Source organism: Ruegeria sp. BG11, from assembly GCF_056538565.1.
Genome location: NZ_JBQFTH010000008.1, coordinates 211,860 through 232,939, shown reverse-complemented (window position 1 = coordinate 232,939; position 21,080 = coordinate 211,860). Strand labels below are relative to the sequence as shown.

21 protein-coding genes are annotated in these 21,080 nt (G+C 58.1%); 5 read left to right on the top strand and 16 right to left on the bottom strand.

What is annotated here, in order from left to right:
* Position 1: 1 nt before the first annotated feature.
* Positions 2-451, bottom strand: a complete 450-nt coding sequence (rplK, locus tag ACR0JF_RS14880; protein WP_113791694.1) for a 50S ribosomal protein L11 — start codon at positions 449-451, stop codon at positions 2-4.
* Positions 452-826: 375 nt separating this feature from the next.
* Here rplK and ACR0JF_RS14875 point away from each other — a divergent pair, with 375 nt between their 5' ends.
* Complete coding sequence (locus ACR0JF_RS14875) at positions 827-1,642, top strand: glycosyltransferase family 2 protein (RefSeq protein WP_170661501.1); 816 nt, start codon at positions 827-829, stop codon at positions 1,640-1,642.
* Between the two features lie 141 nt (positions 1,643-1,783).
* On the opposite strand, the gene nusG is transcribed toward ACR0JF_RS14875, so the two are convergent.
* From nusG to ACR0JF_RS14840, 7 genes are all read right to left on the bottom strand, one after another.
* Entirely contained in the window at positions 1,784-2,317 is a 534-nt protein-coding gene (nusG, locus tag ACR0JF_RS14870) for a transcription termination/antitermination protein NusG (RefSeq protein ID WP_117872965.1), read from the bottom strand.
* Between the two features lie 212 nt (positions 2,318-2,529).
* Positions 2,530-2,727, bottom strand: a complete 198-nt coding sequence (gene secE / locus ACR0JF_RS14865) for a preprotein translocase subunit SecE (protein WP_050605011.1) — start codon at positions 2,725-2,727, stop codon at positions 2,530-2,532.
* A 101-nt stretch (positions 2,728-2,828) separates the two neighbouring features.
* On the bottom strand, positions 2,829-2,987 hold the full coding sequence (ccoS, locus tag ACR0JF_RS14860; RefSeq protein WP_170375394.1) for a cbb3-type cytochrome oxidase assembly protein CcoS: 159 nt from the start codon (positions 2,985-2,987) through the stop codon (positions 2,829-2,831).
* A 5-nt stretch (positions 2,988-2,992) separates the two neighbouring features.
* Positions 2,993-5,170 carry a heavy metal translocating P-type ATPase gene (locus ACR0JF_RS14855; protein WP_170661502.1) on the bottom strand — a complete coding sequence of 726 codons (2,178 nt, stop codon included), beginning with the start codon at positions 5,168-5,170 and terminating at the stop codon, positions 2,993-2,995.
* A 4-nt stretch (positions 5,171-5,174) separates the two neighbouring features.
* The gene (locus ACR0JF_RS14850; RefSeq protein ID WP_170460237.1) at positions 5,175-5,633 is read right to left on the bottom strand and encodes a FixH family protein; all 459 of its coding nucleotides are present in this window, start codon (positions 5,631-5,633) and stop codon (positions 5,175-5,177) included.
* A gap of 2 nt (positions 5,634-5,635) precedes the next feature.
* Entirely contained in the window at positions 5,636-7,063 is a 1,428-nt protein-coding gene (gene ccoG, locus ACR0JF_RS14845; protein WP_170661503.1) for a cytochrome c oxidase accessory protein CcoG, read from the bottom strand.
* Between the two features lie 99 nt (positions 7,064-7,162).
* Positions 7,163-8,041 (bottom strand): LysR family transcriptional regulator, encoded by an 879-nt coding sequence (locus ACR0JF_RS14840; RefSeq protein WP_170493123.1) that lies wholly within the window; start codon positions 8,039-8,041, stop codon positions 7,163-7,165.
* Positions 8,042-8,140: 99 nt separating this feature from the next.
* On the opposite strand from ACR0JF_RS14840, the gene ACR0JF_RS14835 reads away from it, so the two are divergent.
* Positions 8,141-8,299 carry a hypothetical protein gene (locus ACR0JF_RS14835; protein WP_170552565.1) on the top strand — a complete coding sequence of 53 codons (159 nt, stop codon included), beginning with the start codon at positions 8,141-8,143 and terminating at the stop codon, positions 8,297-8,299.
* A 142-nt stretch (positions 8,300-8,441) separates the two neighbouring features.
* On the opposite strand, the gene ccoP is transcribed toward ACR0JF_RS14835, so the two are convergent.
* Genes ccoP through ccoN form a run of 4 tightly spaced genes read right to left on the bottom strand, consistent with a single transcriptional unit; the run spans position 8,442 to position 11,870 of the window.
* A complete protein-coding gene (gene ccoP / locus ACR0JF_RS14830) occupies positions 8,442-9,305 on the bottom strand; it encodes a cytochrome-c oxidase, cbb3-type subunit III (RefSeq protein ID WP_170375407.1) in 864 nt (287 codons plus the stop codon).
* Positions 9,302-9,508 (bottom strand): cbb3-type cytochrome c oxidase subunit 3, encoded by a 207-nt coding sequence (locus tag ACR0JF_RS14825; RefSeq protein WP_170375409.1) that lies wholly within the window; start codon positions 9,506-9,508, stop codon positions 9,302-9,304. The genes ccoP and ACR0JF_RS14825 overlap by 4 nt, the downstream gene beginning before the upstream one ends.
* An 11-nt stretch (positions 9,509-9,519) precedes the next feature.
* On the bottom strand, positions 9,520-10,248 hold the full coding sequence (gene ccoO / locus ACR0JF_RS14820; RefSeq protein WP_170375411.1) for a cytochrome-c oxidase, cbb3-type subunit II: 729 nt from the start codon (positions 10,246-10,248) through the stop codon (positions 9,520-9,522).
* A gap of 14 nt (positions 10,249-10,262) precedes the next feature.
* The gene (gene ccoN / locus ACR0JF_RS14815; protein WP_170375413.1) at positions 10,263-11,870 is read right to left on the bottom strand and encodes a cytochrome-c oxidase, cbb3-type subunit I; all 1,608 of its coding nucleotides are present in this window, start codon (positions 11,868-11,870) and stop codon (positions 10,263-10,265) included.
* 193 nt (positions 11,871-12,063) lie between these two features.
* On the opposite strand from ccoN, the gene ACR0JF_RS14810 reads away from it, so the two are divergent.
* Positions 12,064-12,903 (top strand): universal stress protein, encoded by an 840-nt coding sequence (locus ACR0JF_RS14810; RefSeq protein ID WP_170661504.1) that lies wholly within the window; start codon positions 12,064-12,066, stop codon positions 12,901-12,903.
* A gap of 78 nt (positions 12,904-12,981) precedes the next feature.
* On the opposite strand, the gene fnrL is transcribed toward ACR0JF_RS14810, so the two are convergent.
* Entirely contained in the window at positions 12,982-13,725 is a 744-nt protein-coding gene (gene fnrL, locus ACR0JF_RS14805; protein WP_170661505.1) for a transcriptional regulator FnrL, read from the bottom strand.
* A gap of 61 nt (positions 13,726-13,786) precedes the next feature.
* Here fnrL and hemN point away from each other — a divergent pair, with 61 nt between their 5' ends.
* Together hemN and ACR0JF_RS14795 are read left to right on the top strand one after the other, a co-directional pair.
* The gene (gene hemN / locus ACR0JF_RS14800; RefSeq protein WP_170661506.1) at positions 13,787-15,142 is read left to right on the top strand and encodes an oxygen-independent coproporphyrinogen III oxidase; all 1,356 of its coding nucleotides are present in this window, start codon (positions 13,787-13,789) and stop codon (positions 15,140-15,142) included.
* A 214-nt stretch (positions 15,143-15,356) separates the two neighbouring features.
* On the top strand, positions 15,357-17,285 hold the full coding sequence (locus ACR0JF_RS14795) for an elongation factor G (RefSeq protein ID WP_480669531.1): 1,929 nt from the start codon (positions 15,357-15,359) through the stop codon (positions 17,283-17,285).
* Positions 17,286-17,304: 19 nt separating this feature from the next.
* On the opposite strand, the gene ACR0JF_RS14790 is transcribed toward ACR0JF_RS14795, so the two are convergent.
* The 3 genes from ACR0JF_RS14790 to ACR0JF_RS14780 are packed head-to-tail and all read right to left on the bottom strand — an operon-like array spanning position 17,305 to position 21,080.
* Positions 17,305-18,882: an ABC transporter ATP-binding protein gene (locus ACR0JF_RS14790; RefSeq protein ID WP_170661508.1), complete on the bottom strand. Its 1,578-nt coding sequence runs from the start codon at positions 18,880-18,882 to the stop codon at positions 17,305-17,307.
* Entirely contained in the window at positions 18,879-19,985 is a 1,107-nt protein-coding gene (locus tag ACR0JF_RS14785) for an ABC transporter permease (RefSeq protein WP_170661509.1), read from the bottom strand. The genes ACR0JF_RS14790 and ACR0JF_RS14785 overlap by 4 nt, the downstream gene beginning before the upstream one ends.
* Complete coding sequence (locus ACR0JF_RS14780; protein ID WP_170375427.1) at positions 19,986-21,080, bottom strand: microcin C ABC transporter permease YejB; 1,095 nt, start codon at positions 21,078-21,080, stop codon at positions 19,986-19,988.

Sequence of the window (21,080 nt, the reverse complement as noted above, 5' to 3'; positions counted from 1 at the left end):
CTTACTTCACCTCGATGCCCATAGAGCGGGCCGAGCCCAGGATGATCTGCATTGCGCCTTCGACGTCGTTGGCGTTCAGATCTTTCATTTTGGCTTCGGCGATTTCGCGAACCTGTTTGGTGGTTACGGTGGCCACGGTCTCACGACCAGGGTTCTCCGCACCACGAGGGCGGTTACGCTTGCCAACCGGCTTCAGACCAGCTGCTTTTTTCAGGTAATAAGACGCGGGCGGCGTCTTGATGTCCATGGTGAAGGACTTGTCCTGATAATAGGTGATCACGGTCGGGCAAGGAGCGCCTTGCTCCATGTCTGCGGTCTTGGCGTTGAACGCCTTGCAGAATTCCATGATGTTGATGCCGCGCTGACCCAGCGCTGGACCAACTGGCGGCGACGGGTTCGCCTGACCTGCAGGAACCTGCAGTTTCATTGTACCAGCAAGCTTCTTAGCCATTTGGTTTTCCTTTCAACTAAGGCGAAACGCGTTTCGCCCAGATTATGTTGCGTGGTCCGGCCCGGGATCGCGATCCCTGAAACCTACCACGAGAGAATCTCGCCCGAAGACGATAGAGGCGGCGTGTATAATGGAATGTTAGGGTTGGCAAGTGATGTATCACGCAAACCTAAAACAGCCGCTCTGAGAAGCGAACAAAGAACCGTAACTTTCGCTACATGCTGCAAGTCCTAATCTAGGTGGAAATCAAAGTACATTTTCGTCATACAATTGACTTGCAATCCGTTAGAGCCTTTACGAAGAAAGAACAGACCAACAATACCCTAGAGGCTTATGTCAATTTCATTCATAACAATGTGTCACAGTGCAGATTTAATGTGGCTACGTCTTTGGATACAACACAACAGTGAGTTTGTCGCAGACAAAAGTGATCTTCTGATCATTCTGGATGGCTCATCGGAAGCACTGGACGATGTGACAAAAGACTGCTCGGTAATCCACTTGAACATGACAGCTGAGCAGCGTGCGAACTTTGATGGACACCGCATAAGATATATTTTTGAGCAGGTGAATACGCTGCTCCGTCACTATAGATACGTCGTATTCAATGATGTTGACGAGTACGTTGTGTTGCACCCAACGGTAGGTAGAAGTCTGCTCGAATATCTGGATTCTACCGCCCACCCAGGCATTGCCCTGAGCCCGGTCGGTGTAGAGCTACTATACACAGGCAATGAACCTCCATTAGATCCAGCGCAACCACTACTTCAACAACGGCCGTATGGCTTTCTGAGCGAAGCCTACTGCAAGCCTTGCATCATTCACAGAAACATTCGAGGCGGGCATCAGCACAAGCTGCGAAAAGACAAATGGACAGTAGATCGCAATATATTTCTATTCCACGGAAAATACGCAGATGAGAAACTGTTTAAGTCCAGGGTAGAAGATCGGCATCGCACAAAGAGAATCAGAATACGCAGACAACATCGCATGTGGGACCGCGACGTCGCATTGGACCTGTATCAAACAGCAATAGATGAGTTCTTTGCAGGGCAGGAGATGCAACTCTCTCCTCAATCAGTGGACCCCTTCATTCGCGCCTTCGAGGCTGACCGCGCCGAGACTGGCAAGGTAAGCTTCAAAAGATGCGGCAGATTCCATGTTCCCGAAGAAATGCAAAGTTTGCTCTAGAAAAAGCTATTGCTTCGGTCCATTCGCAATTCTCGCCTAGCGTCAAACGTCGTGAGCTTTAGAAAGCAAAAATGTTAGAGTTTGTGAGCACTCGCGGTACGGCAGCATGCTCGTCAAGCATGCGGTTTGTTTAAAACGACTTTAGCCCTGCTTAGTGACCTGAGTGAAGTCCAGCTCGACCGGCGTTTCCCGACCAAAGATCGAAACCGAGACCTTCAGCTTCTGGTTCTCATCGTCCACGCCCTCGACCATGCCGTCGAAATCTTCGAACGGGCCGTCGTTGACCTTGACCTTCTCGCCGACCTCGAAGCTGATCATCAGCTTCGGCGCTTCTTCACCTTCCTGAACGCGGTTCAGGATCTGGTTCACTTCGGCGTCGCGCATCGGCATCGGGCGGCCTTGGGGACCAAGGAAACCAGTGACGCGGTTGATCGAGTTGATAAGGTGATAGCCTTGATCCGACATTTCCATATGTACCAGAACGTAACCGGGCATAAAGCGGCGTTCGGTGGTGACTTTCTTGCCGCGACGGACTTCGATCACCTCTTCGGTGGGGACGAGTACTTCGTCGATATCGTCCTCAAGGCCCTGTTCAGCCACCGACGTGCGGATCTGCTCTGCGATCTTCTTTTCGAAATTCGAAAGAACGCTGACCGAGTACCACCGTTTCGCCATGAACCTGTCGTCCTTGTTTGTCTTGGGCCAAGTCCCGCATTGCGGGTTCGCCCTGTATTGAAATCCTGTCGCGGCCTGTCCGCGTGTTCCGGAATAAAAAGCGGCGCGCAGCCCGAATCGCCACACGCCCATTCCGAATAGTCCCGTGTGAACTACTCTGAGATTCCGCGCTGTGCAAGGGGGGGCTGCGGTGTTTCCGCGCCTGAGTGCGGTTAGCTGAACGCGCCCAGGATCAGTTGCAAGCCGCCACGAATGCCCAGATCGACCAGAGCAAAGAATACAGCGGTCAGAGCAGCCATGATGAACACCATGACCGTGGTCAACAGCACCTCGCGCCGGGTCGGCCAGACGACCTTGGAAACTTCGGCTCGAACTTGCTGAATGAACTGGATCGGGTTGGTGGTGGCCATTTGGCGGGTTCTCTCTGCTAGCGGATAGGCCGGACATAGCCGGGCATTGCGGCAATTTCAAGGGCGGTTGGGATCAACTGTGATTTTGCACCCTCAGCCAGCTACTGCTTGGGTTTGTCATCCCATTCATCGCTGAGGATACGACGCGCATCGCCTTCGGGGTCTTCGTATTGGTTCGAGCGGACCGTGTAGACAAAAGCAACCAGGCCAATTCCGCCCAGAAACAGGGAAATCGGGATCAGATAAGCGAGCACTTCCATGACAGTTACCTCAGCCGCAGGGCATTCAAAGATACGGTAATCGACGAGGTCGACATCGCCAACGCCGCGATTAATGGCGTGGCGAGCCCGATCACCGCCAGCGGCACCGCAATCACGTTGTAAACGGTTGCAATGCGGAAATTCTCGCGAATCCGTTTCGTGGCTTTGACGGCAGTGTCACATGCATCGGCGATGGGGGACAGGTCGGTTCCCAGCAGAACGATATCGGACGCAACCCGCGCCGCATCCAAGGCCGAGGCAGGCGAGATCGACACATGCGCTGCCGCCAAAGCCGCCGTATCATTCAGGCCGTCTCCCACCATCAGGACCTTGCGGCCCTGCTCGCTGAGATTCTGAATGCGCTGCGCTTTGTCCTGAGGCAACGCTTCAGCAATCCAGTTCTCGATCCCCAGCTTCTCGGCCAAAGCTTTCACCGCACCCGTCGAATCGCCCGAAATCAGGATCACCTGCTTTCCGGCCTTGGCGAAACCCGAGACAGCCTCGGCCGCGCCCGGCCGCAAGGTGTCGGTAAACTTGAATGCCACCGGCGCATTCGAGCCAACCGACAACCAGGCGGAAGTCTCGACCCCTTGTTCCGCTCCAACCCAAGCCGCGCGCCCCAGACGCACGCGCTGGTTTCTAAACAAGGCCTCGGTGCCATAGCCCGGAGCCTCGGTGATTTCGCGCAGCGTGGCGGGTTTGATCCCGGCCTCTCTCGCCGCTTTAGCCAGAGCGACCGACAAGGGGTGCGCCGATGCCTCGGACAGGGCCAGTGCGATCTCAAGATCGGCAGTGGTGTGATCGCCCAGATTGATCACCTCGGGCGCGCCGGAGGTCAGAGTGCCGGTTTTGTCGAAGACGACCGTATCGACCTCGGCCAGACGCTCCAGCGCGGTGGCGTGTTTGATCAGCATCCCTTTGCGAAACAACCGACCCGAGGCCGCGGTGGTCACCGCAGGAACCGCCAGTCCAAGCGCACAGGGGCAAGTGATGATCAGCACCGCTGCGGCGATGTTCAGAGCCGTGCGCAGGTCGCCGGAATAGATGTACCAGCCCACAAAGCTGAGCGCCGACAGGATGTGGACGCCGGGGGCATAGAGCTTGGCCGCCTTGTCTGCCAGCGAGGTGTATCGAGACCGGCCGGATTCGGCGATGGCCACCAGATCAGCCATGCGATGCAGGGATGTATCTTCGCCAACCGCTGTGGCGCGGATAGTCAGTGGGCCGGTCAGGTTGACCTCTCCCGCGCTGACGATCTGGCCTGCCTCGGCAAACACTGGCAGGGTCTCACCCGTCAGCAGGGAGCGGTCCAATTCCGACTGACCCGAGACGATCTGGCCGTCTACCGGCATCCGCCCTCCGGGCCTCACAAGGATCAGGTTACCAACGGCCAGGGTGGATACAGCGACCTCTTCTTCGGTACCGTCGATCAACCGAAGGGCGCGGGGAACCTCCAGCGCTGTCAGCTCCTCAGCCGCCGACCGCGCGGCGGCGCGGGTGCGGTAGTCTAAGTACCGACCCGCCAACAAGAAGAAGGTGAGCGTCAGCGCGGCGTCGAAATAGGCATGTTCGCCGCTCAGCGCTGTTTCCCAAAGGGATGTGACAAGGGCCAGCAGAATCGCCAGAACAATCGGCACGTCCATGTTCAGCCGACGCACGCGAAGGGCTGACCATGCGTTGGCAAAGAAGGGCCGCGCCGAGAAAGCGATCGCAGGCAGGGCGATGGCGGCAGAAATCCAGTGGAACATATCCCGCGTCGCGTCCGTCGCCCCCGACCAGACCGACACCGACAGCAGCATCACGTTCATCGAGGCAAACCCGGCCACCGCCAAGCGCATCAGCAGGTCACGCCCGGCCTTGTCCGCACTGGTGGCAGACAGGGCTCCGGCGTCCAACTCATGCGCTTCATAGCCCGCGTGCTCGAGCACCGGGATCAGATCAGCAGCGCGCATTTCCGGCGCGGCTTTGATCATCGCACGCTTCAGGGTCAGGTTGACACGCGCGTCCTCGACGCCGGGATGGGCGTTCAAAGTCCTCTCGACATTGGCGATACAGGCCGAGCAATGAATACCGGGCAAAGACAGTGCAATCTGCACATCCTCAGGGATCGGCCGCGCAGGTTCCGCCGGGGCGGCGATACACCCCGGACAAGCTGCCGTACCTGAGGAGAGTTGAGCCGTCACCGCCCTACCCTTTCACGTACAAAGGAACCCGCTGAGCGAACTCAGCCCCCGAATGATCGCGAGCAACCAGACGGATGTTCCAGTTCCCCTTGCCCAGCGTCGCAGGCGTTGCGTAGGCAAGCCCGTCGAAGGTGAAATCGGGCGAGAAATCATCGCGCACATGGGTTGCACGGCCTACAACGGCCTGCAACTCAGCCACTTGAACCGGCGCGCCAGTGGCGTCTGTGATATGCAGGATCAGCAGACCGCCTGTGTTTTCTGCGCGCACCTCCCAGCCCAACGCCTGATGCTCTTTAAGACGGTCGTTGAACTCCTGACTTGCAACGTAGGAGTTTTTGACCTCCAGCCCCGGGAAGGTTTTGACCGCGCTATAGGCCAGGATCAAGTTCACCGTGATGATCACACCAAAGGCACATACGAACACCGCAAGGGCGTGTTTGCCGGTGAATTTCCGCTCGGACATGATCAGTTCCCTCGTCCGTTGAAGCTTGTGTCTTTATAGGCGCGTTCACCGCTGTCGAGATCCTCGACCCAGATCCGAACGGCAGACGTATCCGTACGCGCAGGCCCTGTGTCAGGCGCCGCTGTAATATAGACCCGCACCAGTTGCGCAGTATCGGGGGCCACAGTAACAGTTTGCCCGTCAACGCCTTCGATTTCCAGTAGCAAGGCCGGATCGCCAGTCAGAGACAGATTGAACGGACGCTCTTCGCCATGTTTGTTGCGTAAGCGCACGTCATAGGTGTTGCGGATCGTGCCATCCGACATCGTCACAAAGGTCGGATTGCGCACAGGCGCGACCGTCAGGTCGATATCGGACCGGATGAACAGAGCAAACAGCAGCGCGAAACCGACCAGAGACCACAACGCAGTGTACATGATCGTGCGCGGACGCAGGATGTGTTTCCAGATATTCTTAGGGGGCTGACCTGCCCGTTCATGCGCCTCATCACTCAGCGCCATATAGTCGATCAAACCCCGAGGTTTACCGATCTTGGCCATCATGTCGTCGCAGGCGTCGATGCAAAGGGCGCAGGTGATGCACTCCAACTGCTGACCATCACGAATGTCGATACCAACGGGGCAGACATTCACGCAGGCCATGCAGTCGATGCAATCGCCCAGCTCGGAATCGGCCGCCCTCTTGCCTTTGCCGCGCGGCTCGCCGCGCCATTCGCGATAGCCGACGACCAGGGTGTCCTCGTCCATCATCGCGGCCTGAATGCGTGGCCATGGGCAGGCATAGATGCAGATCTGTTCGCGCGCGAAGCCACCAAAAAGGAAGGTGGTGCCGGTCAGGATCAATATGGTAGTGTAGGCAACCGGGTGCGCGTTTCCGGTCACAAGATCACGCAGAAGGGTTGGCGCGTCGGCAAAATAGAAGACCCAGGCTCCGCCGGTTGCGAGGCCGATCAGGAACCATGCGGTCCATTTCGTCAGACGCAAACGGGCCTTGCGGAGGTCCATCTTCTCTTGCCGGTGCAGGCGCAAGCGGGCGTTGCGATCGCCCTCGATCCAGCGTTCGACCAGAATGAACAGGTCGGTCCAGACGGTCTGCGGGCAGGCATATCCGCACCACACCCGGCCCAAGGCCGATGTGAACAGGAAAAGCCCAAGACCGGCCATGATCAGCAGGCCCGCAACAAAGTAGAATTCGTGCGGCCAGATCTCGATCCAGAAGAAATAGAAGCGGCGGTTGGCCAGGTCCAGCAGCACAGCTTGGTCCGGCAGGCTGGGCCCTCGGTCCCATCTGATCCATGGGGTGACGTAGTAGATCCCCAAGGTCACAATCAGGATAATCCATTTCAGGTTCCGGAACGGACCTGAGACACGCCGGGGAAAGATAGGCTCTCGGGCGGCATACAAGCTGGGGGCGGGATCGGAATCGCTCACTGGCTGGCTCCAAGGATGGGTCTTATGGAAGTGTGTTCTTCCAGATCATGGTCGCGCAAACATTGACATGGGTCAAAACGCGCATCGGACAAACACCTTTTACCGGGCGTCACCCGCCTGCCGCCTCAGCCAGCTGACAAAGGTCTTTACCGCCGGTCTAAGAGGCGTTTTGGCCGTTAAAACGTGGTATCCGCTGCTTTCCGGCTCAGTATGGAGCTCAACAAGGCGGCCCGCCTTGATGTCCTGCTCGACGAAATGTCGCACCGTGGCTGTGACGCCCTGCCCCGCACGCAGCCCTTCAAGCAGCAAGGTCCCCGGCAGCGAGATGCGCCGCCCCTGAGGCGGGTGATCAACTCCACGTCTGGCCAGCCAGGTCGAGGCCTCGGTGGTGCCAAACTCTTCCAGCCAAGGCAGCTGGCTCAACTCTTCCGGTGTCCAATCCGACCGACCGCCCAGCAGGCTGGGGGCCGCAACGACAACAAAAGGGGTTTCAAGCAGCATTTCGCAATCCACACCAGGCCACCCTCCGGAGCCGTACCTGATCGCGACATCGACGCCGCCCGGTGTCAATTCCACCAGATGCGGAGAAGGGTCGATCGTCAGACTGATTTCAGGGTATTTGGCCTGAAATTCCGGCAGTCGCGGCATCAACCACGAGGCGGCGAACGTTGGTGTCAGCGACACGTGAACCGGACGGGCGCCGCCTGCGCTCATCACCTCTTCCACGGCTGCGCCGATTGAACCGAAACCAAGCTGCACCGCACGCGCCAGATGCGTGCCTTCGGGTGTCAGGGAGAGCGACTTCCCATCGCGCCGGACCAGAGCGACGCCCATGTGCTTCTCCAACACACGCAACTGCTGGCTTATGGCAGCGTGACTCACATTCAGCGCCGCTCCGGCCTGCACCACACCACCCTTCTCAGCAAAAGCCGAAAAAGCGCGAAGGGACGAGAGAGGAGGCAGTTTCAACCAGTTCATATGTAATCCCAACTTACATATAGAAATAGCAATTAGCTCGCATCCTGTACAGGGAAACATCATCCTAGGCGCATACAGAAAACGCGAAAGGAAAGCCTCATGCTGAGTGTTTTTGCGAAATCGTTCATGACCGCGACACGGATCAACGAGCCAAATCTCAGGGATGCACCAAAACCAACCCGCAACAAATCGCGCTGGTTGCCCGAGCATCATTGGTGGAAGAAACACCCGCGCACGGTCGATCTTGACGACCTTTGAAACGCGGCCTGTTCTGGATTGGCCATTGGCTCTATGATGGTTTTGGAAATAGGCACCGGCTGTTCAGGAAACGCGCGAACAGATGGAACAGCCGGTGCCGGGACCTAGGGGCAGCAAGCCGCCCCAAGGTATTCTTGTAGCCTTACTGACCGCCACCCAGTTGGTGGACATAGGCGGTCACGGCGCGGATCTGCGCCTCGGTCAGGCGGGTATCCCACGGGGGCATCACGCCAAAACGGCTGTAGGTCACCGTTTCAGTCAGGGCCTCTTCGCTGCCGCCATAGAGCCAGATGGCATCCGTCAGGTTGGGCGCGCCCTGGAAGACGTCGCCTTTGCCATCCTCGCCGTGACAGGCGGCACAATTGTCTTCGAAGACAACCTTACCTGCCTGCGCAGCCGCATCATCGGTCTGCGCATTGGTCAGCGACATCACGTACTGGACCACCTGTGTGATCTCTTCGCCTTCGAGGAGCTCACCGAAGGCTGGCATCTCGGAGTAGCGCGCATCGTCGCTTTCCTCGTTCCGGATCCCATAGCTGACGGTGAAATGGATATCCTCCATCGTGCCACCCCACAGCCATGCATCATCCAGCAGGTTCGGGAAGCCAGCCGCGCCCTGCGCGCCAGAGCCGTGACACTGTGCACACCAGGTGCGGAACACAGCGCTGCCTGCGTTGACGGCATATTGCTGCAACTCAGGGTCAGCCGAAATCTCCTCAAGCGGGGTGTCCACCAGCTTGGCATTCCACGGAGCGTTGGCCTCTTCGAACGAGACCAGCTCTTGCTGGACTTCGGCCCGAGATGACCAACCCATGACGCCTGCCGTTGCCGACTGAACCAGTGGCCATGCGGGATACATGATCGTGTAAATTACACCCCAGAAGATCGTGGCGTAGAAGGTCCACAGCCACCAGCGTGGCATCGGGTTATCAAATTCTTCGATGCCGTCCCAGCTGTGACCGGTTGTATTCGGGTCACCCGGCTGTTTTTCAGGTGTCTTAGTCATTTCCGCGCCTCCTCGGATGTGGCGGGTTGGTCTTGCTGCGGTGCGGGTGCATCAACGTGCCGGAAAGGGATGTTGGCGGTGTCGCTGTATTCCTTGCTGGCGCCTGGGCGGAACACCCAGACAATGATGCCAACAAAGAAGGCGAACAGCAGAAGCAACATCCAGCTATCTGCAAACTGCCTCAGGAGAGTATATTCTTCCATTGCACCCTCCCTCAGCGGTTTGCGTCAGGCGTGAAGGTCGAGAAGTCGACCAGCGTGCCCAGCATCTGCAGATAGGCGATCAGTGCGTCAGCCTCGGTCAGGTCGGATTGACCATCGAAGTTGCGGACGTTGACCTTATCACCATAGCGCTCCAACAGCCCGTCATAGTCACTGTCGGGATCGGCCTGAGCGCGGAAGTCGGCTTGCGCGTTCTCCAGCATCTCGTCGGTGTAGGGTGTACCGACCACCGCGTTTGCCGCCATGATGTCGCCGATATACTTGCCATCGATCTTGCGGTTTTCGAGGAAGCCATATTTCGGCATCACCGATTCCGGCACCACCGATTGCGCATCGCGCAGGTGGCGTACATGCCAATCGTCCGAGTAGCGGCCGCCAACACGTGCCAGATCAGGCCCGGTCCGCTTGGACCCCCACTGGAACGGATGGTCATACATCGACTCGGCCGCCAGCGAGTAATGGCCATAACGTTCGACCTCGTCCCGCATGGGGCGGATCATCTGGCTGTGGCAGACATAGCAGCCTTCGCGGATGTAGATCTCACGGCCCGCCATCTCGAGAGGGGTGTAAGGGCGCATGCCCTCCACCTTCTCGATGGTGTTCTCCAGATAGAACAGCGGGGTGATCTGAACGATGCCACCGATGGTCACGACCAGAAAGCTGAAGATCAGCAGAAGGGTCGCGTTGGTCTCAAGCACTTTGTGTTTGTCGAGAATTGCCATTGCTCCGGCCTCCTTTATTCAGCCGGGACTGCGACGGTCAGGCTGGCCTCTTTGGCCGGTGCCTTACGCACAGTCATCCACAGGTTGTAGCACATGATCACCGAGCCAGCGAGGAACAGAACCCCACCAAGACCGCGAACCACATACATCGGGAACTTGGCGGCAACGGTGTCAGCGAACGAGTTCACCAGGAAGCCGTTGGCATCCACTTCGCGCCACATCAGGCCTTCCATGATACCAGTGACCCACATCGACGCGGCATAGAGAACGATGCCAATCGTGGCGAGCCAGAAGTGCCAGCTGACCATCTGCAAGGAGTACAGACGCTCACGCTTCCACAAGACAGGCACCAGATAGTACAGCGCACCAAAGGTGATCATGCCGTTCCAGCCCAACGCGCCCGAATGTACGTGACCAATGGTCCAGTCGGTGTAGTGGCTGAGCGAGTTCACGGCGCGGATCGACATCATCGGACCCTCAAAGGTGGACATACCGTAGAAGCCGACCGAGATGACCATCATACGGATGATCGGGTCGGTGCGCAGCTTGTCCCATGCGCCCGAGAGCGTCATCAGACCGTTGATCATACCACCCCAAGACGGCATCCACAGCACGATCGAGAACACCATGCCCAGCGTCGAGGCCCAGTCGGGAAGCGCGGTATAGTGCAGGTGGTGCGGACCGGCCCAGATATACAGGAAGATCAGCGCCCAGAAGTGGATGATCGACAGCTTGTACGAGAATACGGGACGTTCGGCCTGTTTCGGGATGAAGTAGTACATCATGCCCAGGAAGCCCGCAGTCAGGAAGAAGCCCACAGCGTTGTGGCCATACCACCACTGGATCATAGCATCCTGTACGCCCGACCAGACGATAACCGATTTCGAACCCCAGATGCTGACCGGGATTGTCATGTTGTTGACGAGGTGCAGCATCGCAACGGTTACGATAAAGGCCAAGTAGAACCAGTTGGCCACATAGATATGCGGCTCTTTGCGTTTGATGATCGTGCCCAGATACACGGCTAGGTAAGCCACCCAGACGATGGTCAGCCACAGGTCCACATACCATTCAGGCTCGGCATACTCCTTGGACTGCGTGCCGCCCAGAACATATCCGGTCGCTGCCAGAACGATGAACAGCTGATAGCCCCAGAACACGAACCATGCCAGGTTTCCACCCCACAGACGCGCCGCGCTGGTGCGCTGCACCACGTAGAACGAGGTCGCGATCAGAGCGTTGCCCCCAAAGGCAAAAATCACCGCTGAGGTGTGCAGCGGACGCAACCGCCCAAAGTTCAGATAGCCTTGCGCCCATTCGAAGTTGAGCGTTGGAAATGCCAGCTGGAACGCAATAAAAGTTCCCGCCAGGAACCCGACCACGCCCCAGAAGGCAGTTGCGATCACGCCGTAGCGGATCACGCCGTCCATGTACTCGCCGGAGCGATCGACAAGAATATCTGGCTCATCCGTGTTTCGAAGCGTCCAGATGAACAGACCACCGGCGATGATCATCACCAGTATCGCATGCACCTGATACGCCAAATCGCGTGCATAATTGGACCCGATCGCGGCAAACAGCACGACCAGACCAAGCACGATCAGCTTGATGTAATTCGACATATTGCGTCCCTTTACCCTGCCCTGCGCGATTTACGTGCCGCACAGAACCTTTTTGACTGTCCCCCGTAATGTCGAAGAACACCCTCTGCCGCTTTGATCTGAGTCAAGACAATCCGTTGTTTTCTGTGACACCCATAGTCAAGTGGAGGGGCGCTGGTCGCATTGGATCGGCTGCTCGAAAGACGAGGTCGATATGGCTTACAAATCAATTCTCACAATCATGACGGAAACTACGAATGCGCAGGCAGCGTTGTCTCAGGCAGCGGCATTGGCCGAGACGCAGGATGGTCATGCCGAGGCCCTGTGCCTGGGCGTCGATCGCAGTCAGACAGGGTATTACTACGCCGGGGCGAACGCACTTATCCTTCAGGAAACTCTCAGCCGGGCCAATGCCGAGGCCGATGAACTGCTAAGCTATGCCGAGGATTTTCTGGGAAAAACTGGCGTGCGGTGGTCGGCCGAAAACGGAGTCGCCCAGATCGCAGACATTGGACGCCACGTTGCCCATAGGGCGCGGTTTTCAGATCTGGTTGTCCTACCGCACCCCTATGGTGAAGGGCGCGGTGCCGAGGCAGAACCAATTGTCGAAGCCGCCATGTTCGAAGGTCACGCTCCGGTCATGGTCGTCCCGAACGCGGGGCAACCTGTTTCGAAGCCTAAAAACATCATGATCGCGTGGAACGAAAGCGTCGAGGCTATGCGCGCGGTGCGCTGCGCCCTGCCATTTCTGAAAGATGCCGATCTGGCACGTATCGTGTTGATCGACCCGCCACGGCATGGGCCCGACCGCTCTGACCCAGGTGGCATGCTGTCCCAGATGCTCGCGCGGCACGGTGTCCGGTGCGATATCGAAGTCCTCAGCAAAACCATGACGCGGGTGTCTGACATTCTGAACCGCCACGCTATAGACACGGAATCAGATATGATCGTTATGGGCGCATACGGCCATTCCCGCTTTCGCGAAGCGATTCTTGGCGGCGCCACCCGCAACATGCTGGAACAATCCGCCGTCCCGGTCTTCATGGCGCACTGATCGCGTGTTGACCCGAACAAAAAAGCCGCCCTGCGGGGCGGCTTGATCACCTTGGGATATGACTGTCAGGTGGCGTCGCTAAACGAGGAACCCTCCGTCCGAGTCGTCTCCGGCCTCTTCCATCAAACGACCAAGATCGGGGATGGTCACGTGACGCTTGCCTTCAAGTACGATAACCCCGTCCTTTTTCAGGGCCGATATCTGTCGGCTCACCGTTTCAAGCGTCAGACCGAGATAGTCCGCCATCGCCTCACGCGTCAGCGGCAGATCGAACACGAGCGGGCCTGACAGCCCTTTCTGCGTGATCGACGCATCCCGGCGCGCAATGATCGAAAGCAGGCTGGCGATCTTTTCCCGCGCCGTCTTGCGGCCCAGAACAAGCATCCATTCCCGCGCTGCATCCAGCTCATCCAGAGTCATCTGCAACAGCCGGTGCGCAATATGAGGGGTCTCACTCAACAACCCTTCGAACGGCTTCTTGCGAAAGCAGCACATCACCACATCCGTGGTGGCCTGAACGTCATATGGCGCAGAATCACGTCCGGGACGCCCGACGAAATCGCTGGGCAGCAGCAGGCCCACCATCTGGGTCCGCCCGTCCTCCATCGTCTGAGTTAGGGACGCGATACCCGAGACGACCGAACCGACAAAGTTCATCTGATCGCCAGACCAGATGATCGTCTGACCCGCTTCGAAACTTCGATAATATTTAATCTCTTCAAGGGACTGCAGCTCATCAGCATCGCACCGGGCACAGACAGCCCGATGACGAATCGGGCATTCGTCACAGTTGGAATGATCAAACTTTAGCTCTACTGACATTCGCTTTCCTACTTGATCTCTATCAAAGCAACCAAGACTTGGGTCCCTTAAAGGTATCTCCATGATAGATAAATCACAATTGGCAAGGCTTGGACTTTTTGACGCGAAGGTGCCTCGCTACACCAGCTACCCGACCGCCCCCCATTTCAGCAATGACGTGGGGGCTGATCTTTTTGGTGACTGGATCGCCCGGATCAAGCCTGGCAGCGCCATTTCGCTCTATGTCCACGTCCCCTTCTGTCGGCGCCTCTGCTGGTTCTGCGCCTGCCGCACGCAAGGTACACAAACCGACAGCCCCGTGGTCGCCTATGTCGACGTACTGAAGGCCGAGCTGGACCTATTGGCCGCGCGCCTGCCCGAGGGGGTGGTTCTATCCCGCCTGCATTGGGGCGGCGGCACCCCAACCCTGCTGAATGCGGACCTGATGCGCGATCTGGCGCGCTACATTCTGGATATCGTGCCGCTGGGACCGGATGCCGAATTCTCGGTCGAGATCGACCCGAATGAGATTGACGAAGCGCGTCTGGATATCCTCGCCGAAGTTGGCATGAACCGCGCCTCGATCGGAGTGCAGGATTTCGATGACGAGATCCAGAAAACCATCGGGCGCATCCAAAGCTACGATACGACGCGGGATGCGGTGGATATGATCCGCGCACGCGGGATCACCAGCCTGAATGCCGACATCCTGTTTGGCTTGCCGCATCAGACCAAGGCACGGATGACTGAAAGTGTGCAGAAGCTTCTGTCGCTCAGCCCGGATCGCGTCGCGCTTTATGGCTATGCCCATGTGCCGTGGATGGCGAAACGACAGCAACTGATCCCGTCCGAGGCGCTGCCAACGCCCGAGCAGCGTCTGGATCTTTTCGACACCGCCCGCCGCCTGTTCATGTGGGACAACTACGCCGAAATCGGAATCGACCACTTTGCGACGCAAGAAGACGGGCTGACCAAAGCATTGAAAGCGGGCCAACTGAAACGCAACTTCCAGGGCTATACCGATGATCAGGCCGAAGTTCTGATCGGCATCGGTGCAAGCTCGATATCGCGCTTTCCTCAGGGCTACGCGCAGAACAACCCCGCGACCTCGGCCCATACCAAGGCAATTCGCGACGGTCAGTTCTCGACCTCGCGTGGGCATGCGTTCAAGGGACAGGACGTGCTGCGCGCCCGTCTGATCGAAGCGTTGATGTGCGATTTCCGTGTCGACTCGGCCGAGATTCTGCGCGGTTATAATGTATCCAGCGCAGAGCTGAACAAGATGTATGCCGAGGTGAACGCAAGATTTGACGGCCTGCTCCGTGTCACCGAAGACGGGCTATTCATCCCGCCCGAGGCGCGTACTCTGACCCGGATGATCGCCCGCAGTTTCGATGCCTATGATCTGAGCAAAGCCGGACATAGCTCTGCGATCTGACCTTGAGCAAGCGGCCCGGTTTTCGGCGGGCCCAAGCCGATCCCGAACGGGGGCTTGACGCAAGGCTGTTGTTTTCTCCACACTCGGGGCGTGGGTCTTCGATCAGGTCCACCGCCCGAGGCAGGCAAATCCGCAGACAGACCATGCCAACGCATTTGCGCAAGGCAGCCCCTTTCGTGCAGCCACTCTGCAACCTGAAAGAGGGACAGCACATATGCGCGTTTTCACCGTCCTAGGCCCCAGTCAATCGGGCAAATCCACTCTGGTCGAGGCCATCAGTCGCCTCGACGGGCGCCCGACAACATTCGACATCTCCGGAACCGTGCATTTGCACGGTTTTTCTTATTTGGACGAACCGTGGTGCGCGGTTGACGTGGACGGCGGCGGCGATGCGCTGGCCTATGTGGGACCAGCCATGGCGATATCGGACGCCGCCGTGGTCGTCGTCCCGCCAGACCCCGATGCGGCCGTACTATGCGCGCCGTACCTGCGGCTGGTGGAAGAGGCTGGCATCCCTTGCTTTCTGTTCATCAACCGAATGGACAATCCCAATGGCCGTATCCGCGACATCATCGCGGCCTTGCAGACCTATTGCACCCATCACATCGCCTTGCGGCAGGTCCCGATCCGCGACGGCGATACAATCATAGGCGCGGTTGATCTGATCTCGGAACGCGCTTGGAAGTACCAAGAAGGCCAACCCTCGGCCTTGATCGAACTGCCTCAATCCGTCGAGGACCGCGAACAGGAAGCCCGCACTGAATTGCTGGAAACGCTTTCGGATTTCGATGACCATCTTCTGGAGCAACTGATCGAAGACAAGCAGCCCCCCAGCGCCGAAATTTACGATCTGGCCGCTCAGGTCCTGCAAAATCACCAGTTGATTCCGGCCTGCCTGGGGGCCGCGCAACATGGCAATGGGCTCACACGCTTGATGAAAGCCCTGCGGCACGAAGCGCCCGAGTTCGATATCGCCGCCGGGCGAGATGAGGCCGCGGACAATGCACGCGCGATTGCGGGCTTTGCCGATGTGAAGAAACATATTGGCAAGATCACCGTGCTGCGCGGGCTGGGCGATGGTGTCAAAGCGCATGAAGCCCTTGGGGGCGAAACGGTCGGCAATTTGACGAGCCTCGACGCCAAAACACAGATTGGCGCGTTGGAGGCCGGACAAATCGGGCTTGCGGTCAAATCTGATCATCTCAACCCAGGATACATTTATGACAGCCGGTCGGCTACGCCACTTCCGGATTGGGCGTCTTCGCATCCGGTTGCGCACCGGCAGGTCGTCTCACCCGCGCATGAGCGCGACGACGTGCGCCTGTCTAACGCCCTGAGCCGTTTGGTCGAGATCGACCCGGGGTTGCATATGGAACAAGACGAACTGAGCGGTCATTCCGTACTGGGTTCGCAGGGTCCGCAACACATGCGTCGCGTGACGGCAAAGCTGCTAGAGGATTTCGGGATCGAGATCGAAACCGACCCCGTCGAGACCGCCTATCGAGAAACCATCCGCACGCCAGTCGAACATCGCCACCGTCATCGCAAGCAATCGGGCGGCGCCGGACAATTCGCCGACGTTGTGATCTCGGTCGCGCCTCTACCCCGTGGCTCGGGCTTTCAATTCGAAGAAGTTGTGAAGGGCGGTGCGGTACCGAAGAACTACATCCCATCCGTGGAGCACGGGGCCAAAGACGCTTTGGTACAAGGCCCCGAAGGCTTCCCGGTCGTGGATGTCAAAATCACCCTCAGCGACGGCAAACACCACAATGTCGATAGTTCGGACTACGCGTTCCGGACGGCGGGCAAGAACGCAGTGCGTGAGGCACTGCCGCAGGCCAAGCCCGTGGTGTTGCAGCCGATTCTCACGGCCGAGATTCATCTGCCGTCAGATTTCGTCGGAGATCTGGTTCCCATGATCAGTTCGCTTCAAGGGCAGGTTTTGGGGTTTGAGGGCAATGCGGATGCCTCAGGTTGGGAAATCTTCAACGCCCAACTTCCGGCCGTGGCGCAAGATGAGTTGCACCGAACTCTCGCCAGTGCCACGCGGGGAACGGGGTGGGTCAATCTGAGCTTCGATCATTATGAAGAGTTGCGCGGACCGGTCCCCAAATCCGCCGATCGCGAAAAAGCCAGCGCCTGAGGGAAACGCGAGGCGGGCCTTAGCCCGCCGCCGCAATCAGTTCACGAGTGTAATCTGTTTGCGCATTTTCGAACAAATCCTCGGATGCGCCCATCTCAATCACGTCGCCGTTGCGCATGACGATGACCTTGTGGGACATCGCCCGCACAACTTTCAGGTCGTGGCTGATGAACAGATACGCCAGCCCGTATTTCCGCTGCAGATCGCGCAGGAGATCAACGATTTGAACCTGCACCGTCATGTCCAACGCGCTTGTCGGCTCATCCAGCACCAGTAGTTTCGGACGCAGCACCATGGCCCGCGCAATCGCAATCCGCTGACGCTGCCCGCCCGAAAACTCATGCGGGTAGCGGTCCATTGAGGCCGGGTCCAAGCCCACCTCTGTCATCACCTCTGCCACCAGTTCACGCGGGGCGCGATGAGGGTCGACGTTGTGAATAGACAGCCCCTCGGAGATGATCTGCTGGCATGTCATACGTGGGCTCAGGCTGCCGAACGGGTCCTGAAACACGATCTGCATGTCCTTGCGCAGGCGCCGCAACTCTCGCGTGGACCAGCGGCGAACATCCTGATCGCGGAAGGTGATCCCACCCTCGGACGCGATCAACCGCATGATGGCCAGCGCCATCGTCGTCTTGCCCGAGCCACTTTCGCCGACAATCCCAAGGGTTTCCCCGGCCCGCACGCTGAACGTCGCATCGTTGACGGCCTTCACATAGCCGACTGTGCGTTTCAGAAAGCCGCGCTGAATCGGGAACCAGACCTTCAGGTGATCGGTGCGGGCGACCTCTTCCGCGTCTGCGGCGACGGGGTCGGGGTGCCCCGAAGGCTCGGCCTCCAGCAGTTTGCGCGTATAGGGATGCTGTGGGTTGTTGAAAATCTCTGCCGTGATTCCGGTTTCGACAATCTCACCGTCTTTCATTACGCAGACCCGGTCGGCGATCCGACGTACAATGCCAAGATCATGGGTGATGAACAGCATCCCCATGTTTTCAGACTTCTGCAGTTCGGCCAGAAGTTCGAGGATCTGCGCCTGAATGGTCACGTCCAAGGCGGTCGTCGGTTCATCCGCGATCAGAACATCTGGTTTGTTGGCCAGCGCCATAGCAATCATCACACGCTGCCGTTGCCCGCCCGAAAGCTGGTGCGGATAGCTGTCCAGACGATCCTCAGGGTCGCGAATGCCAACCTTGTTCAGCAACTCCACAATTCTGTCGCGCGCGGCATCCCCTGCCAAGCCCTGATGCAGCGCCAGCGATTCCGCCATCTGCTTCTGGATCGTATGAAGCGGGTTGAGAGAGGTCATCGGCTCCTGAAAGATGAAGCTGATATCATTGCCGCGCACCTCCATCAACTTGTCCTCGGACGCCCCGATCATCTCGGCCCCGTCATATTTGACCGAACCTTCGACCATGGCGCTGTCGCCCAGCAGCGACACTGTCGACAATGCCGTCACCGACTTGCCCGAGCCGGACTCACCCACCAGGGCAACCGTCTCCCCCCGATCCACGGTGAAGGAGACGCCTTTGACCGCAGCCGATACCTCGCCGTCCTGGCGGAACGAGATCTTGAGGTTGTTTACATCCAAAAGGCTCATGAGAAGGTCTTTCTGGGATCAAACGCATCGCGGACGCCTTCAAAAATGAAGACCAACAGCGACAGCATGATGGCGAAGGTGAAAAAGGCGGTGAAGGCCAGCCATGGGGCCTGCAGGTTCTGTTTGGCCTGCAATGTCAGTTCCCCCAGCGACGGGGCCGAAGAGGGCAGACCGAAGCCAAGGAAATCCAATGAAGCCAGCCCGCCGATTGTACCGGTCACGATGAAAGGCATGAAAGTCAGCGTCGCAACCATCGCATTTGGCAGCATGTGGCGGAACATGATCGTCATGTTGCCCACGCCCAGCGCCCGCGCGGCGCGGACGTATTCCAGATTGCGTGCCCGTAGGAACTCGGCCCTTACAACGCTGACCAAGCCGGTCCAGCTGAACAGGATCATCAGGATCACCAGAAGCCAGAAACTTCGGCCGAGAATGGCGAACATAATGATGATGACGTAAAGAGACGGGGTCGCGGACCATATCTCGATGACCCGTTGAAATGTAAGATCGAGCCAACCGCCAAAGAAGCCCTGTATGGCCCCGGCGAAAATACCGATCAGGCTGGCTACGCCGGTCACCATCAACGTGAATAGGATCGACAGGCGGAAACCATAAATCACCCTCGCCAGCACATCCCGTTTGGTATCATCCGTTCCCAGCAGGTTCTGACCATTCGGCGGCAAGGGGGCCGCACCGGGGCGATCAACACTGGTGTTGTAGGAATAGGGGATCAGCGGCCAGATGGCCCAGCCGCGCTCGAACCCTTCGGCCTGATATGTCCCTGCCTCGATCTGCTCGATTATACCTTCTGGGTCGTCGAAACAGTCCTCAAGCCCGCCACTGTCGATCAGGCAGCGGACCTCGGGGTCGCGATAGATCGCCTCGGTCTGGAAATCGCCGCCAAATTCAGTTTCGGGATAGAAGTTAAAAATCGGCGTGTAGAATTGACCACGGTATTGCACGAGGATCGGCTTATCATTGGCAATGAACTCGGCGAATAGGGACAGGCCGAACAGCACCGAGAAGATGATCAGCGACCAGAAAGCCCGGCCATTGCGGCGGAAATTGCGCCAACGCCGTTGATTGAGAGGGGAAAGCGCCATTTACCCCTCCCTCTTCTCAAAATCGATGCGTGGGTCGACCAGCACATACATCAGGTCGCTGATGATACCTACAACCAGCCCCATCAGACCAAAGATGAACAGAGTGCCAAAGATCACCGGATAGTCCCGCGCCACGGCGGCCTCGAACCCGAGGCGACCCAGACCATCCAGAGAGAAGATCGTCTCGATAATAATTGACCCGCCGAAGAAGACACCGATGAAAACTGCCGGAAAGCCCGCAATCACGATCAGCATAGCGTTGCGGAAGACGTGACCATAGAGGACCCTACGTTCCCCCAATCCCTTGGCACGGGCGGTCATGACATATTGCTTCTTGATCTCATCCAGAAACGAGTTCTTGGTCAGCAGCGTCAGCGTCGCAAAGGCCGAAATGGTCAAGGCAATGATCGGCAGCGCGATATGCCAGAAATAGTCGGCGATCTTGCCCAAAAGGCTGAGGCTGTCCCAATTGTCCGAGGTCAGCCCTCGCAGCGGGAAGATCTGCCAGTAGGATCCACCGGCAAACAGCACCAGCAGCAGGATGGCAAATAGGAAACCGGGGATCGCGTAGGCCACGATAATAGCGCCGCTCGTCACCGTATCGAACCGCGACCCGTCCTTTACGGCTTTGCGGATGCCCAACGGGATAGAGACCAGATAGGCGATCAAGGTCGACCACAGGCCAAGCGAGATGGACACAGGCATCTTTTCCAACACCAAATCAATCACGCTGATCGACCGGAAATAGCTCTCGCCAAAATCGAGCGTTAGGTAGTTGCCCATCATTCCAAGAAAACGCTCAAGCGGCGGCTTGTCGAAACCGAATTCCTTTTCCAATTCGGCAATGAACTCCGGAGGCAGGCCGCGCGCGCCCACATATTTGTCGTCGAAGACACCGCCTGCAGGCTCGGACCCGGCACCGGCGTCTCCGCCCCCAGCGAAGCCCGCGAAGACATCGCCCTGTCCTTCGATCTGAGCGATGATTTGTTCAACGGGTCCACCCGGAACAAACTGCACCAGCGTGAAGTTAACGACCATAATGCCCAGCAAGGTCGGAATGACCAAAAGCAGGCGTCTTAGAATATAGGCGCCCAT

Bases quoted from the DNA above. Each gene is read 5' to 3' on its own strand.
- ACR0JF_RS14780 (WP_170375427.1), bottom strand. From the start codon at position 21,080: ATGGGCGCCTATATTCTAAGACGCCTGCTTTTGGTCATTCCGACCTTG.
- ACR0JF_RS14825 (WP_170375409.1), bottom strand. From the start codon at position 9,508: ATGGAAGAATATACTCTCCTGAGGCAGTTTGCAGATAGCTGGATGTTG.
- ACR0JF_RS14795 (WP_480669531.1), top strand. From the start codon at position 15,357: ATGCGCGTTTTCACCGTCCTAGGCCCCAGTCAATCGGGCAAATCCACT.
- ACR0JF_RS14790 (WP_170661508.1), bottom strand. From the start codon at position 18,882: ATGAGCCTTTTGGATGTAAACAACCTCAAGATCTCGTTCCGCCAGGAC.
- ACR0JF_RS14835 (WP_170552565.1), top strand. From the start codon at position 8,141: ATGCTGAGTGTTTTTGCGAAATCGTTCATGACCGCGACACGGATCAAC.
- fnrL (WP_170661505.1), bottom strand. From the start codon at position 13,725: ATGTCAGTAGAGCTAAAGTTTGATCATTCCAACTGTGACGAATGCCCG.
- ACR0JF_RS14810 (WP_170661504.1), top strand. From the start codon at position 12,064: ATGGCTTACAAATCAATTCTCACAATCATGACGGAAACTACGAATGCG.
- nusG (WP_117872965.1), bottom strand. From the start codon at position 2,317: ATGGCGAAACGGTGGTACTCGGTCAGCGTTCTTTCGAATTTCGAAAAG.
- ACR0JF_RS14840 (WP_170493123.1), bottom strand. From the start codon at position 8,041: ATGAACTGGTTGAAACTGCCTCCTCTCTCGTCCCTTCGCGCTTTTTCG.
- hemN (WP_170661506.1), top strand. From the start codon at position 13,787: ATGATAGATAAATCACAATTGGCAAGGCTTGGACTTTTTGACGCGAAG.
- ACR0JF_RS14785 (WP_170661509.1), bottom strand. From the start codon at position 19,985: ATGGCGCTTTCCCCTCTCAATCAACGGCGTTGGCGCAATTTCCGCCGC.
- secE (WP_050605011.1), bottom strand. From the start codon at position 2,727: ATGGCCACCACCAACCCGATCCAGTTCATTCAGCAAGTTCGAGCCGAA.
- ccoN (WP_170375413.1), bottom strand. From the start codon at position 11,870: ATGTCGAATTACATCAAGCTGATCGTGCTTGGTCTGGTCGTGCTGTTT.
- ccoP (WP_170375407.1), bottom strand. From the start codon at position 9,305: ATGACTAAGACACCTGAAAAACAGCCGGGTGACCCGAATACAACCGGT.
- ccoS (WP_170375394.1), bottom strand. From the start codon at position 2,987: ATGGAAGTGCTCGCTTATCTGATCCCGATTTCCCTGTTTCTGGGCGGA.
- ccoO (WP_170375411.1), bottom strand. From the start codon at position 10,248: ATGGCAATTCTCGACAAACACAAAGTGCTTGAGACCAACGCGACCCTT.
- rplK (WP_113791694.1), bottom strand. From the start codon at position 451: ATGGCTAAGAAGCTTGCTGGTACAATGAAACTGCAGGTTCCTGCAGGT.
- ACR0JF_RS14850 (WP_170460237.1), bottom strand. From the start codon at position 5,633: ATGTCCGAGCGGAAATTCACCGGCAAACACGCCCTTGCGGTGTTCGTA.
- ACR0JF_RS14875 (WP_170661501.1), top strand. From the start codon at position 827: ATGTGGCTACGTCTTTGGATACAACACAACAGTGAGTTTGTCGCAGAC.